This is a genomic window from Solibacillus sp. FSL W8-0372, from assembly GCF_037969735.1.
Lineage (GTDB): Bacteria > Bacillota > Bacilli > Bacillales_A > Planococcaceae > Solibacillus > Solibacillus faecavium.
On the sequence record NZ_CP150204.1, the window covers coordinates 1 to 15,345 of the forward strand.

7 protein-coding genes and 3 rRNA genes are annotated in these 15,345 nt (G+C 41.2%); all 10 read left to right on the forward strand.

Features of this window, described 5'->3' with window-relative positions:
• The 10 genes from dnaA to rrf all read left to right on the forward strand — a co-directional run bounded on the left by dnaA (nt 1) and on the right by rrf (nt 15,334).
• Complete coding sequence (gene dnaA / locus MKY13_RS00005) at nt 1–1,344, forward strand: chromosomal replication initiator protein DnaA (RefSeq protein WP_191701046.1); 1,344 nt, start codon at nt 1–3, stop codon at nt 1,342–1,344.
• A gap of 170 nt (nt 1,345–1,514) precedes the next feature.
• Nucleotides 1,515–2,651, forward strand: a complete 1,137-nt coding sequence (gene dnaN, locus MKY13_RS00010) for a DNA polymerase III subunit beta (protein WP_191701045.1) — start codon at nt 1,515–1,517, stop codon at nt 2,649–2,651.
• Nucleotides 2,652–2,776: 125 nt separating this feature from the next.
• The gene (gene yaaA / locus MKY13_RS00015) at nt 2,777–3,013 is read left to right on the forward strand and encodes a S4 domain-containing protein YaaA (RefSeq protein ID WP_191701044.1); all 237 of its coding nucleotides are present in this window, start codon (nt 2,777–2,779) and stop codon (nt 3,011–3,013) included.
• A 3-nt stretch (nt 3,014–3,016) separates the two neighbouring features.
• Nucleotides 3,017–4,129, forward strand: a complete 1,113-nt coding sequence (recF, locus tag MKY13_RS00020) for a DNA replication/repair protein RecF (RefSeq protein ID WP_339214609.1) — start codon at nt 3,017–3,019, stop codon at nt 4,127–4,129.
• Between the two features lie 67 nt (nt 4,130–4,196).
• Nucleotides 4,197–6,122: a DNA topoisomerase (ATP-hydrolyzing) subunit B gene (gyrB, locus tag MKY13_RS00025; protein ID WP_191701042.1), complete on the forward strand. Its 1,926-nt coding sequence runs from the start codon at nt 4,197–4,199 to the stop codon at nt 6,120–6,122.
• A gap of 28 nt (nt 6,123–6,150) precedes the next feature.
• Entirely contained in the window at nt 6,151–8,652 is a 2,502-nt protein-coding gene (gene gyrA / locus MKY13_RS00030; RefSeq protein WP_191701041.1) for a DNA gyrase subunit A, read from the forward strand.
• Between the two features lie 190 nt (nt 8,653–8,842).
• Nucleotides 8,843–9,937, forward strand: coding sequence for an HD-GYP domain-containing protein (locus MKY13_RS00035; RefSeq protein ID WP_191701040.1), 1,095 nt, complete (start codon nt 8,843–8,845; stop codon nt 9,935–9,937).
• 446 nt (nt 9,938–10,383) lie between these two features.
• Nucleotides 10,384–11,938: ribosomal RNA gene (locus MKY13_RS00040) — 16S ribosomal RNA — on the forward strand.
• A 268-nt stretch (nt 11,939–12,206) separates the two neighbouring features.
• Nucleotides 12,207–15,135: ribosomal RNA gene (locus MKY13_RS00045) — 23S ribosomal RNA — on the forward strand.
• 83 nt (nt 15,136–15,218) lie between these two features.
• A 5S ribosomal RNA gene (gene rrf / locus MKY13_RS00050) occupies nt 15,219–15,334 on the forward strand.
• Together the 16S, 23S and 5S rRNA genes form the textbook arrangement of a ribosomal RNA operon.
• Nucleotides 15,335–15,345 lie beyond the last annotated feature (11 nt).

Below are 15,345 nucleotides of genomic sequence, written 5' to 3' on the forward strand. Positions count from 1 at the left end.
TTGGAACATTTAGAAAATTTATGGAATGCCGTCCTTGCCCAAGCTGAACAAAAAATTTCAAAACCGAGCTTTGATACTTGGCTGAAATCGACAAAACTGTTGGCTCATAGTGGCACAAAAGTAACGATATCAGCACCTAACTCTTTTGCCCGTGATTGGCTTGAACAATACTATATTCATATGATTACAGGAATATTAAATGAGTTAACTGGCGAAGATCTGGTCATAAAATTTGTCGTTCAGAAAGATCAAGTTGCAGACGACTTTGAACTACCACCACCAATTACCCAAGCAAAATCAAGTGAACATCATGATATAACACCTGGTATGCTCAATCCAAAATACACATTTGATACGTTCGTTATCGGTTCTGGTAACCGCTTTGCTCATGCAGCAAGCTTAGCTGTAGCAGAAGCACCAGCAAAAGCGTATAACCCTTTCTTTATATACGGGGGGGTAGGACTAGGAAAAACCCATTTAATGCATGCCATTGGCCATTATGTAAAAGAACATAATCCTACTGCAAATGTCGTCTATTTATCATCGGAAAAATTCACAAATGAGTTTATCAACTCGATTCGTGATAACAAAACAATTGATTTTCGTAATAAATACCGGAATGTTGATGTGTTGCTAATTGACGATATTCAGTTTTTAGCTGGGAAAGAATCAACGCAAGAGGAGTTTTTCCATACATTCAATACTTTACATGAAGAATCAAAACAAATTGTCATTTCAAGTGACCGACCACCTAAGGAAATCCCTACATTGGAAGATCGTTTGCGCTCTCGATTTGAATGGGGTTTAATCACAGACATAGCACCACCTGATTTAGAAACACGTATTGCTATTTTACGAAAAAAAGCCAAAGCTGACGGTCTAGATATTCCAAATGAGGTTATGCTGTATATTGCCAACCAAGTCGATACAAATATCCGTGAATTGGAAGGCGCATTAATCCGTGTAGTTGCTTATTCTTCTTTGGTCAATACGGATGTCTCACCGGAACTGGCTGCAGAAGCTCTAAAAGATATTATGCCAAACTCAAAGCCGCGCATGATTTCAATTTTAGATATTCAAACAGCAACTGGCGAACACTTCAATATTCGATTAGAGGATTTTACGGCAAAGCGCCGTACAAAGTCGATTGCTTTCCCAAGACAGGTTGCAATGTATTTATCGAGAGAACTAACGGATTTTTCATTACCTAAAATTGGTGAGGAATTTGGTGGCCGAGACCATACGACCGTCATCCATGCACATGAAAAAATATCTTCATTAATTAAAACGGATCAACAACTCCAACAGGATATTAAACAAATTCGAAGCATGCTAGGTAAGTAAAGTTGTGTATAACTCACTGTTTTTCACACAAGGATATTCACAACTTGTGCACATGTGGATAGCTTACACGCCGTAAGAAAAAGTTCGGTTATCCACAAATCCACAGGACCTATTACTATATCTATTAATATCTTTAAATAAATAATTAATTATATAAGAGAGGTAAACTAATGAAATTTAATATTTTACGTGATCATCTTTTAGCTGGATTAAATGATGTAATGAAAGCAGTTAGCTCTAAAACGACGATTCCTATTTTAACGGGAATTAAGATTGATGTTACAAATGAAGGTATGACTTTAACTGGTAGTGATGCAGATATTACAATCCAAACATTTATCCCAGTAGAAGAAAATGGCGAACAAATCATAAACATTACTCAAACAGGTTCTATCGTATTACAAGCACGTATGTTCAACGAAATTGTTCGTAAATTACCTACAAACGAAGTAGAAATTGAAATTACAAACGGTACTGCAACAATTATTCGTTCTGGTAAATCAGAATTTCATCTAATCGGATCTGATGCAACAGAATATCCACAACTACCTGAACTTGCAGCTGATCGCCAATTTACAATACCTACGGATCTATTAAAGTCGATTATTCGTGAAACGGTATTTGCTGTAGCTACTTCTGAAAGCCGTCCCGTGTTGACAGGTGTAAACTGGAAAGTTGATGGCGATGAATTAATATGCGTTGCAACGGATAGTCACCGTTTAGCACGTCGTAAAGTAAATCTTGAAAATTTACCAACTGATGTGACTTCAGTTGTTATTCCAGGAAAAAGTTTAAATGAATTAAATAAAATTTTAGAAGATACGAATAACCCAGTACAAATTGTATTAACGAGTCAACATGTACTGTTTAAAACAGATGACGTTCTTTTCTTTTCACGTCTTTTGGAAGGGAATTACCCAGACACATCCCGTTTAATTCCAGAAGAATTTAAAACAATGATTACTATTAATGGAAAATCACTTCTTCAAGCAATTGACCGTGCATCGTTGCTTGCTCGTGAAGACCGTAATAATGTTGTTCGATTTGAAACGCTTGAAAACCAAACAGTGGAAATATCATCAAATTCACCTGAGATTGGTAAAGTGGAAGAGCAAATCCAAGTGGAAAGCCTAGAAGGAGAAACTTTAAAAATTTCTTTCAGTGCAAAATACATGATGGAAGCGCTAAAAGCAATTGATGGTCAAGATGTTGTAATTGAATTTACGGGGGCAATGCGTCCATTCATTCTGCGATCTGTAGCAGATGATGCGATTTTACAACTGATTTTACCGGTACGTACTTACTAAAAAAATATAATTTTTAAAAAGGAATGGTCTTTAACTTATTATTGAGACCATTCCTTTTTTACTTATGGACAAATTTTAGGTATGATAGAATGATAAGACTTTATTTAAGTGGAGGATGAATTACGTTGAATGATTTAGTAATTGATACAGAATTTATAACGCTTGGTCAAGCGCTGAAAATGACAGATACAATTAGCTCTGGTGGTATGGCAAAATGGTTTTTAAGTGAACATGAAGTGTTTGTGAATGGAGAAGCAGAAGGTCGCCGAGGAAAAAAATTACGTCATGGAGATGTTATTAATATCCCAGGTGTTGGCCGATTTAAAATTGTGGATGCGTTTATTGCAAACGGAGAAGAATAATTCATGAACATCGAGCGCTTACAGCTAACGAATTATCGTAACTATGAATCGTTAACACTAGATTTTTCAAATAAAATTAACGTTTTTATTGGGGAGAATGCTCAAGGAAAAACAAATGTTATGGAATCAATCTATGTACTAGCGATGGCCAAATCTCATCGTACTGCGAACGATAAAGAATTAATACTTTGGGACGCGGATTATGGTAAAATAGAAGGTGTGGTAAATAAGCGTTACGGTGGCATTCCTATCGAATTAACGATTTCAAAAAAGGGCAAAAAAGGCAAAATCAATCATCTTGAACAAACTAAATTAAGTAATTACATTGGACAGATGAATGTTGTCATGTTTGCTCCTGAAGATTTGAATATCGTAAAAGGTAGCCCACAAATTCGCCGAAGATTTATCGATATGGAAATCGGACAAATATCGCCAGTCTATTTACATGATTTACTGACATTTCAAAAGATATTAAAACAACGTAATCATTTACTGAAAAAAAACCAAGGCAAACAAGCATTTGCATCTGATGTAATGTTTGATATTTATACAGAGCAGTATGTTCAGGCAGCTATACAAATAATTCGTAAAAGATTTCAATTTATGGAACTCTTGCAGGAGTGGGCGGAACCAATTCATTTTGGCATATCACGCGGTCTAGAAAAGCTTGTAATTAAATACCGCCCTGTGTCAGGGATGGAAGCAAATTGGTCAGCTGAGCAAATGATAGCGCATTTAACGGAAAAACTAAAAGAGGTTAAACAGCGTGAAATTGAGCGAGGCGTAACATTAATAGGTCCACACCGTGATGATTTGCAGTTTTTCGTGAATGACTATGATGTACAAGTATATGGCTCGCAAGGTCAACAACGTACAACTGCGTTATCACTAAAGCTTGCTGAAATCGAGCTCATAAAACAAGAAACAAAAGAAACACCGATTTTATTGTTGGATGATGTTTTATCTGAATTAGATGATTATCGTCAATCACATTTATTAAATACAATTCAGGGTGAAGTTCAAACATTTGTTACAACGACAAGTGTTGAAGGTATTCACCATGAAACAATACAGCACGCTAAATTGTTCCATGTGAAAAAAGGAGCAATTGAATAACGATAAATGCATGAAAGTTAATATTAGCGAAGCATACTGAAAGTTATGAAAGAGTAGGTGACCAATAGTGACTTTAGAAGATAATAAAGTCCAGCAATCTTATGATGCGGATCAAATACAGGTATTAGAAGGATTAGAAGCTGTACGAAAACGTCCTGGTATGTATATTGGTTCAACAAGTTCAAAAGGATTGCACCATTTAGTGTGGGAAATTGTAGACAATAGTATTGATGAAGCTTTAGCTGGATATTGTACAGATATTTCAGTAACGATTGAACAAGACAATTGGATTCGTGTAGAAGATAATGGTCGTGGTATTCCCGTAGATATTCAGGAAAAAATGGGTATGCCTGCTGTTGAAGTTATTATGACAGTTCTGCATGCTGGCGGTAAATTTGGCGGTGGGGGCTACAAAGTATCAGGTGGTCTTCATGGTGTTGGTGCTTCAGTAGTAAACGCTTTATCAAGTCAAACGATTGTTCAAGTACATCGTGATGGGAAAATTCATGAAATAATTTTCGAACGCGGTCATACTGTCCAAAAAATAACTGTTATTGGTGAAACCGATTATACAGGTACAACTACACGTTTTAAGGCCGATAGTGAAATCTTTAAAGAAACTACAACATATGAATACGATATTTTAGCGACTCGTATTCGTGAATTAGCCTATTTAAACCGTGGTATTAGAATTACAATTGCCGATGAACGAATTGGCCAGGAACGTTCAGAAACATTCCACTTTGAAGGTGGTATTCGCGAATATGTTGAGCACATAAACGTAAACAAAGAACCGATCCATGTACCAATTGATGTATTTGGAGAAAAAGAAGGCATTTCTGTGGAAATTGCTATGCAATATAATGCTGGCTTTAGTTCAACAATTATGTCATTTGCGAATAACATTAATACGTATGAAGGCGGTACGCATGAATCAGGCTTTAAAACGGCTTTAACGCGTGTCATCAATGATTATGCGAGAAAATCAAATTTAATTAAAGAAGCAGATCCTAACCTTACAGGTGAAGACGTACGAGAAGGGTTAACAGCTATCGTATCGATTAAACACCCCGACCCTCAGTTTGAAGGGCAAACAAAAACTAAATTAGGGAATTCTGAAGTGAGTCAAATTACAAACTCATTATTCTCAGAAGGCTTTGAACGTTTCCTGTTGGAGAATCCTTCAGTAGCGCGCCAGGTTGTTGAAAAAGGTACAATGGCTGCTCGAGCACGAGTTGCAGCGAAAAAAGCACGTGAATTTACACGTCGTAAATCAGCATTGGAAGTTTCAAGTTTACCTGGTAAGTTATCAGATTGTTCTTCTACAAATCCTGCTGAATCGGAAATTTATATCGTTGAGGGTGACTCTGCGGGTGGTTCTGCAAAATCAGGTCGTGATCGTCACTTCCAAGCAATTTTGCCATTGCGCGGTAAAATTTTAAACGTTGAAAAAGCCCGCTTAGACCGTATTTTATCCAATGCTGAGATTCGTGCAATGATTACTGCATTTGGTACAGGTATTGGCGAAGAGTTTAATTTAGAAAAAGCACGTTATCACAAAATCGTAATTATGACGGATGCCGATGTCGATGGTGCGCATATTCGCGTATTATTATTAACCTTCTTCTTCCGTTTCATGCGTCCATTAATTGAGGCTGGATATGTTTATGCAGCAAAACCTCCACTTTACCAAGTGAAACAAGGGAAACATGTAGAATACTGCTATTCAGATCAAGAATTAGAAGATATTTTGCAGCGTCTACCAAAATTGCCTAAGCCAAATGTACAACGTTACAAAGGTTTAGGAGAAATGAATGCAACGCAATTATGGGATACAACAATGGATCCAGAGCACCGTACGTTAATTCGTGTAGAATTGGATGATGCGATTGAAGCCGATAGAATTTTCGATGCATTGATGGGTGATGAAGTTGCCCCACGTCGTGACTTTATCGAAGAAAATGCAGTCTATGTACAAGACCTGGATATTTAATTAGTTCAATTGGAAGGAGGTCCTTATTTTGTCTGACATTCAACATGGACATATAGAATCAAAAAATATTACAACAGAGATTAAATCATCTTTCTTAAGCTATGCGATGAGCGTTATCGTTTCACGTGCCTTACCGGATGTACGCGATGGGCTTAAGCCAGTACACCGTCGTATTTTGTACGGCATGCAGGAATTAGGTAATACTTCAGATAAACCATATAAGAAGAGTGCTCGTATCGTTGGGGATGTAATGGGTAAGTTCCATCCACATGGTGACTCTTCCATCTATGATGCAATGGTACGTATGGCACAGGATTTCAGCTATCGTTACATGCTTGTTGATGGTCACGGTAACTTTGGTTCGGTAGATGGTGATGGCGCTGCAGCTATGCGTTACACAGAATCTCGTATGTCAAAAATCGCGATGGAAATGCTTCGCGATATCAATAAAGATACAATTAATTATGGTCCGAACTATGATGGTAGTGAAAACGAGCCGTTAGTATTACCAGCACGTTATCCAAACCTTTTAGTAAACGGTGCTTCGGGAATCGCTGTAGGTATGGCGACAAATATCCCACCACATCAATTAGGAGAAACAATTGATGCGGTATTGGCAGTTGCGGATAACCCAAGTATTACAACTGAAGAGCTGATGGAAATTATTCCGGGACCTGATTTCCCGACAGGTGGTATTCTTTTAGGTCGTTCCGGGATTCGCCGTGCCTACGAAACAGGCAGAGGTTCTTTAACAGTTCGTGCAAAAGTTGAGATTGAACAAGCTGCAAATGGTAAAGAGACAATTTTAGTTCACGAATTACCTTACCAAGTGAATAAAGCAAAACTTATTGAAAAAATTGCTGAGCTAGTACGTGATAAAAAAATTGATGGTATTACAAATTTACGGGATGAATCAGATCGTAATGGTATGCGTATTGTGATTGAGGTTCGTCGTGATGCCAATGCAAACGTTGTACTCAACAACTTATTTAAACAAACAGCGATGCAATCAAGCTTCGGTGTAAATATGCTTGCATTAGTGGATGGACAGCCAAAAGTATTAGGTCTAAAAGAAGTGCTCTATCATTACTTAGAACACCAAAAAGTAGTTATTAAACGTCGTACTGCTTTCGAACTTCGAAAAGCAGAAGAACGTGCACATATTTTAGAAGGCTTACGTATCGCACTGGATCATATTGATGAAATTATTGCGATTATCCGTGCCTCTCGAAGTGGGGAAGAAGCAAGACCTCAATTAATGGAGCGCTTCAATTTATCTGAACGTCAGGCACAAGCAATTTTAGATATGCGCCTAGTACGTTTAAGCGGATTGGAACGTGAAAAAATTGAAGCAGAATACCAAGAACTTCTAAAACTAATCGACGAATTAAAGGCGATTTTAGCTGATGAAGCAAAGGTAATTGAGATTATCCGTACAGAAATGACGGAAATTAAAGAACGTTTCAATGATACACGCCGTACAGAAATAACTGCTGGCGGTTTAGAAATGATAGAAGACGAAGATTTAATCCCAAGAGAAAATTCAGTACTGACATTGACACATAACGGGTATATTAAACGTTTAGCAGCGAATACATATCGCTCGCAAAAGCGAGGGGGCCGTGGTGTACAAGGTATGGGTACGAATGAGGATGATTTCGTTGAGCATTTACTATTTACATCTACGCATGATACGATTTTATTCTTTACTTCAAAAGGTAAAGTTTTCCGTGCAAAAGGATACGAAATTCCTGAATTCGGTAGACAGGCAAAAGGTTTACCAATTGTTAACTTACTGAATATCGATAAAGGTGAACATGTTACTGCAATGATTCGCGTTACGGAATTTAAAGAAGATGCATACTTTATCTTTACGACAAAAACGGGTGTAACGAAACGTACACCAGTAGACCAATTCGCAAATATTCGTACGAATGGGTTAATTGCTATTACATTGCGTGAAGATGATGATTTAATTTCAGTCCATTTAACAGATGGTACGAAAGAAATTATTATCGGTACTCGTGAAGGTATGCTAGTTCGTTTCAAAGAAGACGATATTCGTTCAATGGGGCGTACTGCTGCAGGGGTTAGAGGTATTAAACTTCGTGATGGCGATTATGTAGTTGGTATGGAAATTATTGAACCGGGTCAGGAAATATTAGTTGTTACTGAAAAAGGTTACGGTAAACGTACGCCTGAATCAGAGTACCGTTTACAAAGCCGTGGTGGTTTAGGTCTGAAGACGATGCAAATTACTGATAAGAACGGTAAGATGTGTGCGGTAAAAGCAGTTGATGGTTCAGAAGACATTATGCTAATTACAATTAACGGTATGTTGATCCGCATGGATGTTAAAGATATTTCTGTTATTGGACGAAGCACGCAAGGTGTTCGTTTAATTCGCCTAGCAGATGAAGAAATTGTTGCAACAGTAGCACGTGTGAAAAAAGACGATGATACTGATGAAGACGAATTAGAATTAGAATCGGATTTAGAAGGCGAATCAACTTCTGAAACAGAAGAGTAAATCGAAAAGTAATCTAGTAGGTTTTTACTATCTAGATTACTTTTTTTAATTGTATTTTTTTCTCCATTCGTTATAATAAACTGTGTAATAGTAAAGATTTGTAAGGATTAATTATAATTCTGGATTATCTAATCTAAATATTTCAATTAAACCTAAATACCTATAATAATGAACTGAAGGGGTTGTGAAGTTGGAAGCAATAGTTTTGAGAGCCGAAGAATTACGATTAGGTAAGGTAATTGCAGAAGATATATTTGCCAATACACAATATCCAATCATTTATAAAGATACTAAAGTGATATCTGAGCATCTGCGTGTAATTGAGCTCTTTAATTTAAAAACAGTATTAGTTTATAACGATTTAGAAGAAATCAAGTCAGTTGAGACGAATTCTGAAAAGAATCCTTTAACTGTGCCACTACCGAAGTATATAAGTTTTGAAAATTATTATAATGATGGCATTGTCCAATTGAAAAAAGAATTTTTGAATTGGGCGGCTGGTGGGAAAATTGATCTTACAAAAGTTCGGGGCATTATGATTCCACTAATAGAAAAAGTATTAGAAGACCGTTCGTACATATACAACATAAATAACTATTCAAATCCAAAGGACTACTTATACCATCATTGTATTGCTACGGGATTAATTGCAACGGTTATAGCAAAAAAAATGGGCTTTGAACGTGGCGATACTATTCAACTAGCCATTGCGGGGATGTTAGCGGATAGCGGAATGTCACGTATTCCAGCGCGTATACGGGACAAGAAAAACGCGTTAACATCTTCTGAATTTGAAGAAGTACGAAAACATGCTTTTTATAGCTTTATGTTAGTAAAGAATAATCCTGCTATGAAAGAGGTAATGAAAGTAGCCATCTTCCAGCATCACGAGCGACTAGATGGCAGCGGCTATCCGAATGGAATCCGTAATGGCTCCATCTCCACGTTTGCACAAATTATCGCAGTGGCAGACGTTTTCCATGCGATGACTAGCGAGCGAGTATATCGTTCAAAACAATCTCCTTTTAAGGTAATCGAAATGATTAAAGAAGAAGAGTTTGGAAAGTTTGATATTAAAGTTGTGCAGGCATTAATTGATATCGTCGTTGATTTACCAATTGGAACAAAAATTGAATTATCCAATTTAGAGTTAGGAGAAGTAATGTTTATCAATAAATATTCCCCTACCCGCCCGCTAGTAAAATTAACTCGTACGGGAGAGTTACTGGATCTTGCTACTAATAGAAGCTTCTATATTTCGCGTGTCATTACAAAGGATTATTAGATTAAGATTATTTCTGAAGAGAGCTGTTTTTCATAGAATGGATACGGCTCTTTTTAATAAGAAATAAAATATTAAAAACAAACATAACTTTTTTTAAAAAATTATTGACGCTAGGATTTCACAATGATATTATATTAAGAGTCCTTAAGAGAAACCAATTATAAATTATAAAAATTTATTAAAGAGTTGACTTAAGAGGGAAAATAGTATAGAATTATAAAAGCTGTTAAACGGGTTATTACTTTTCTTAAAAACTTTCAAAAAGTTGTTGACAAGCAACTTAGAGAAATGTTATGATATAAAAGTTGTCACTCGAACAACACAATGAACCTTGAAAACTGAACAAGCAACGTTAATGAAACAAGCTTCTTAAATGAAGCAAACAATAGATTTTAACTTTTAATTAAGTTGAATCGCTAGCAAAGCAAATGAGCTTTCAAACTACTTTTATGGAGAGTTTGATCCTGGCTCAGGACGAACGCTGGCGGCGTGCCTAATACATGCAAGTCGAGCGGATGATGAGAGAAGCTTGCTTCTCTCTGATTTAGCGGCGGACGGGTGAGTAACACGTGGGTAACCTACCTTATAGATTGGGATAACTCCGGGAAACCGGGGCTAATACCGAATAATACTTTTAAACACATGTTTGAAAGTTGAAAGACGGTTTCGGCTGTCACTATAAGATGGACCCGCGGCGCATTAGCTAGTTGGTGAGGTAACGGCTCACCAAGGCAACGATGCGTAGCCGACCTGAGAGGGTGATCGGCCACACTGGGACTGAGACACGGCCCAGACTCCTACGGGAGGCAGCAGTAGGGAATCTTCCACAATGGACGAAAGTCTGATGGAGCAACGCCGCGTGAGTGAAGAAGGATTTCGGTTCGTAAAACTCTGTTGCAAGGGAAGAACAAGTAGCGTAGTAACTGGCGCTACCTTGACGGTACCTTGTTAGAAAGCCACGGCTAACTACGTGCCAGCAGCCGCGGTAATACGTAGGTGGCAAGCGTTGTCCGGAATTATTGGGCGTAAAGCGCGCGCAGGTGGTTCCTTAAGTCTGATGTGAAAGCCCCCGGCTCAACCGGGGAGGGTCATTGGAAACTGGGGAACTTGAGTGCAGAAGAGGATAGTGGAATTCCAAGTGTAGCGGTGAAATGCGTAGAGATTTGGAGGAACACCAGTGGCGAAGGCGACTGTCTGGTCTGTAACTGACACTGAGGCGCGAAAGCGTGGGGAGCAAACAGGATTAGATACCCTGGTAGTCCACGCCGTAAACGATGAGTGCTAAGTGTTGGGGGGTTTCCGCCCCTCAGTGCTGCAGCTAACGCATTAAGCACTCCGCCTGGGGAGTACGGTCGCAAGACTGAAACTCAAAGGAATTGACGGGGGCCCGCACAAGCGGTGGAGCATGTGGTTTAATTCGAAGCAACGCGAAGAACCTTACCAGGTCTTGACATCCCGGTGACCACTATGGAGACATAGTTTCCCCTTCGGGGGCAACGGTGACAGGTGGTGCATGGTTGTCGTCAGCTCGTGTCGTGAGATGTTGGGTTAAGTCCCGCAACGAGCGCAACCCTTATTCTTAGTTGCCATCATTTAGTTGGGCACTCTAAGGAGACTGCCGGTGATAAACCGGAGGAAGGTGGGGATGACGTCAAATCATCATGCCCCTTATGACCTGGGCTACACACGTGCTACAATGGACGATACAAACGGTTGCCAACCCGCGAGGGGGAGCTAATCCGATAAAATCGTTCTCAGTTCGGATTGTAGGCTGCAACTCGCCTACATGAAGCCGGAATCGCTAGTAATCGCGGATCAGCATGCCGCGGTGAATACGTTCCCGGGCCTTGTACACACCGCCCGTCACACCACGAGAGTTTGTAACACCCGAAGTCGGTGAGGTAACCTTTATGGAGCCAGCCGCCGAAGGTGGGATAGATGATTGGGGTGAAGTCGTAACAAGGTAGCCGTATCGGAAGGTGCGGCTGGATCACCTCCTTTCTAAGGATTATTTCGGAATCATTCCCTTGGGGAATGAAACATTAACGTTTGCTGTTCAGTTTTGAAGGTTCATTCTTAATTGAATGAGATACTTCAAAACCTTGTTGGTTTAATTCATCTTGTATGATTGAACCGCATTTCGTTCTTTGAAAACTGGATAAAACGACATTGATAGCAATAAAACAAATTTCTATTTTATAGAAATGTAACAAGTCAAGCAATTGACGTGTAAACTTAAATCTTAGATTTTATCTAAGTGTTAACTTTTGGTTAAGTTAATAAGGGCGCACGGTGGATGCCTTGGCACTAGGAGTCGATGAAGGACGGCACTAACACCGATATGCCTCGGGGAGCTGTAAGTAAGCTTTGATCCGGGGATTTCCGAATGGGGGAACCCACTATCTTTAATCGGATAGTATCTACACGTGAATACATAGCGTGATGAGGACAGACGCAGGGAACTGAAACATCTAAGTACCTGCAGGAACAGAAAGAAAATTCGATTCCCTGAGTAGCGGCGAGCGAAACGGGAAGAGCCCAAACCAAAGAGCTTGCTCTTTGGGGTTGTAGGACACTCTATACGGAGTTACAAAAGAATGAGTTAGACGAAGCGACTTGGAAAGGTCCGCGAAACAAGGTAAAAGCCCTGTAGTCAAAAGTTCATTCCCTCCAGAGTGTATCCTGAGTACGGCGGAACACGTGAAATTCCGTCGGAATCCGGGAGGACCATCTCCCAAGGCTAAATACTACCTAGTGACCGATAGTGAACCAGTACCGTGAGGGAAAGGTGAAAAGCACCCCGGAAGGGGAGTGAAATAGATCCTGAAACCGTGTGCCTACAAGTAGTTAGAGCCCGTTAATGGGTGATAGCGTGCCTTTTGTAGAATGAACCGGCGAGTTACGATTACGTGCGAGGTTAAGTTGAGAAGACGGAGCCGCAGCGAAAGCGAGTCTGAATAGGGCGAATTAGTACGTGGTCGTAGACCCGAAACCAGGTGATCTACCCATGTCCAGGGTGAAGGTGAGGTAACACTCACTGGAGGCCCGAACCCACGCACGTTGAAAAGTGCGGGGATGAGGTGTGGGTAGCGGAGAAATTCCAATCGAACCTGGAGATAGCTGGTTCTCTCCGAAATAGCTTTAGGGCTAGCCTCGTGATTGAGAATACCGGAGGTAGAGCACTGTTTGGACTAGGGGGGCATCTCGCTTTACCGAATTCAGACAAACTCCGAATGCCGGATATTTATACACGGGAGTCAGACTGCGAGTGATAAGATCCGTAGTCAAGAGGGAAACAGCCCAGACCACCAGCTAAGGTCCCCAAGTAATCGTTAAGTGGAAAAGGATGTGGCGTTGCTTAGACAACCAGGATGTTGGCTTAGAAGCAGCCATCATTTAAAGAGTGCGTAATAGCTCACTGGTCGAGTGACGCTGCGCCGAAAATGTATCGGGGCTAAACGATTCACCGAAGCTGTGGATGCATACTTTGAGTATGCGTGGTAGGAGAGCGTTCTAATAGCGTTGAAGTCAGACCGGAAGGACTGGTGGAGCGATTAGAAGTGAGAATGCCGGTATGAGTAGCGAAACATGGGTGAGAATCCCATGCACCGTATGACTAAGGTTTCCTGAGGAAGGCTCGTCCGCTCAGGGTTAGTCGGGACCTAAGCCGAGGCCGATAGGCGTAGGCGATGGACAACAGGTTGATATTCCTGTACCACCTCCTCACCGTTTGAGAAATGGGGGGACGCAGTAGGATAGGGTAAGCACGCCGTTGGTTGCGCGTGTTCAAGCAGTAAGGCGTGTATGTAGGCAAATCCGCATACTATAACGTTGAGCTGTGATGACGAGCTCTTTAGAGCGAAGTTCCTGATTTCACACTGCCAAGAAAAGCCTCTATCGAGGTGAGAGGTGCCCGTACCGCAAACCGACACAGGTAGTCGAGGAGAGAATCCTAAGGTGTGCGAGAGAACTCTCGTTAAGGAACTCGGCAAAATGACCCCGTAACTTCGGGAGAAGGGGTGCTTCTTTGGGTGCATAGCCTAGAGAAGCCGCAGTGAATAGGCCCAGGCGACTGTTTAGCAAAAACACAGGTCTCTGCAAAACCGTAAGGTGACGTATAGGGGCTGACGCCTGCCCGGTGCTGGAAGGTTAAGAGGAGCGGTTAGCGCAAGCGAAGCTGTGAATTGAAGCCCCAGTAAACGGCGGCCGTAACTATAACGGTCCTAAGGTAGCGAAATTCCTTGTCGGGTAAGTTCCGACCCGCACGAAAGGCGTAACGATCTGGGCACTGTCTCAACGAGAGACTCGGTGAAATTATAGTACCTGTGAAGATGCAGGTTACCCGCGACAGGACGGAAAGACCCCGTGGAGCTTTACTGTAGCCTGATATTGAATTTTGGTACAACTTGTACAGGATAGGTAGGAGCCAGAGATCCCGGAGCGCCAGCTTCGGAGGAGGCGTCGGTGGGATACTACCCTGGTTGTATTGAACTTCTAACCCATGCCCCTTAGCGGGGTAGGAGACAGTGTCAGGCGGACAGTTTGACTGGGGCGGTCGCCTCCTAAAGAGTAACGGAGGCGCCCAAAGGTTCCCTCAGAATGGTTGGAAATCATTCGAAGAGTGTAAAGGCATAAGGGAGCTTGACTGCGAGACCTACAAGTCGAGCAGGGTCGAAAGACGGGCTTAGTGATCCGGTGGTTCCGCATGGAAGGGCCATCGCTCAACGGATAAAAGCTACCCCGGGGATAACAGGCTTATCTCCCCCAAGAGTCCACATCGACGGGGAGGTTTGGCACCTCGATGTCGGCTCATCGCATCCTGGGGCTGTAGTCGGTCCCAAGGGTTGGGCTGTTCGCCCATTAAAGCGGTACGCGAGCTGGGTTCAGAACGTCGTGAGACAGTTCGGTCCCTATCCGTCGTGGGCGTAGGAAATTTGAGAGGAGCTGTCCTTAGTACGAGAGGACCGGGATGGACACACCGCTGGTGTACCAGTTGTCTTGCCAAAGGCATCGCTGGGTAGCTATGTGTGGACGGGATAAGTGCTGAAAGCATCTAAGCATGAAGCCCCCCTCAAGATGAGATTTCCCATTACGCAAGTAAGTAAGACCCCTGAAAGACGATCAGGTAGATAGGTTCGAGGTGGAAGTGCGGTGACGCATGTAGCTGACGAATACTAATCGGTCGAGGACTTAACCACATTTTATTGCACAAATTCAATGAAACGTTTATCCAGTTTTGAAAGAATGGTTCTTTCTACAGGTTTCGTAAGAAGCCCTATAGTGAAGTGATGATGGCAAAGAGGTCACACCCGTTCCCATACCGAACACGGAAGTTAAGCTCTTTAGCGCCGATGGTAGTTGGGGGCTTCCCCCTGTGAGAGTAGGACGTCGCTTCGCACACGAAAAAA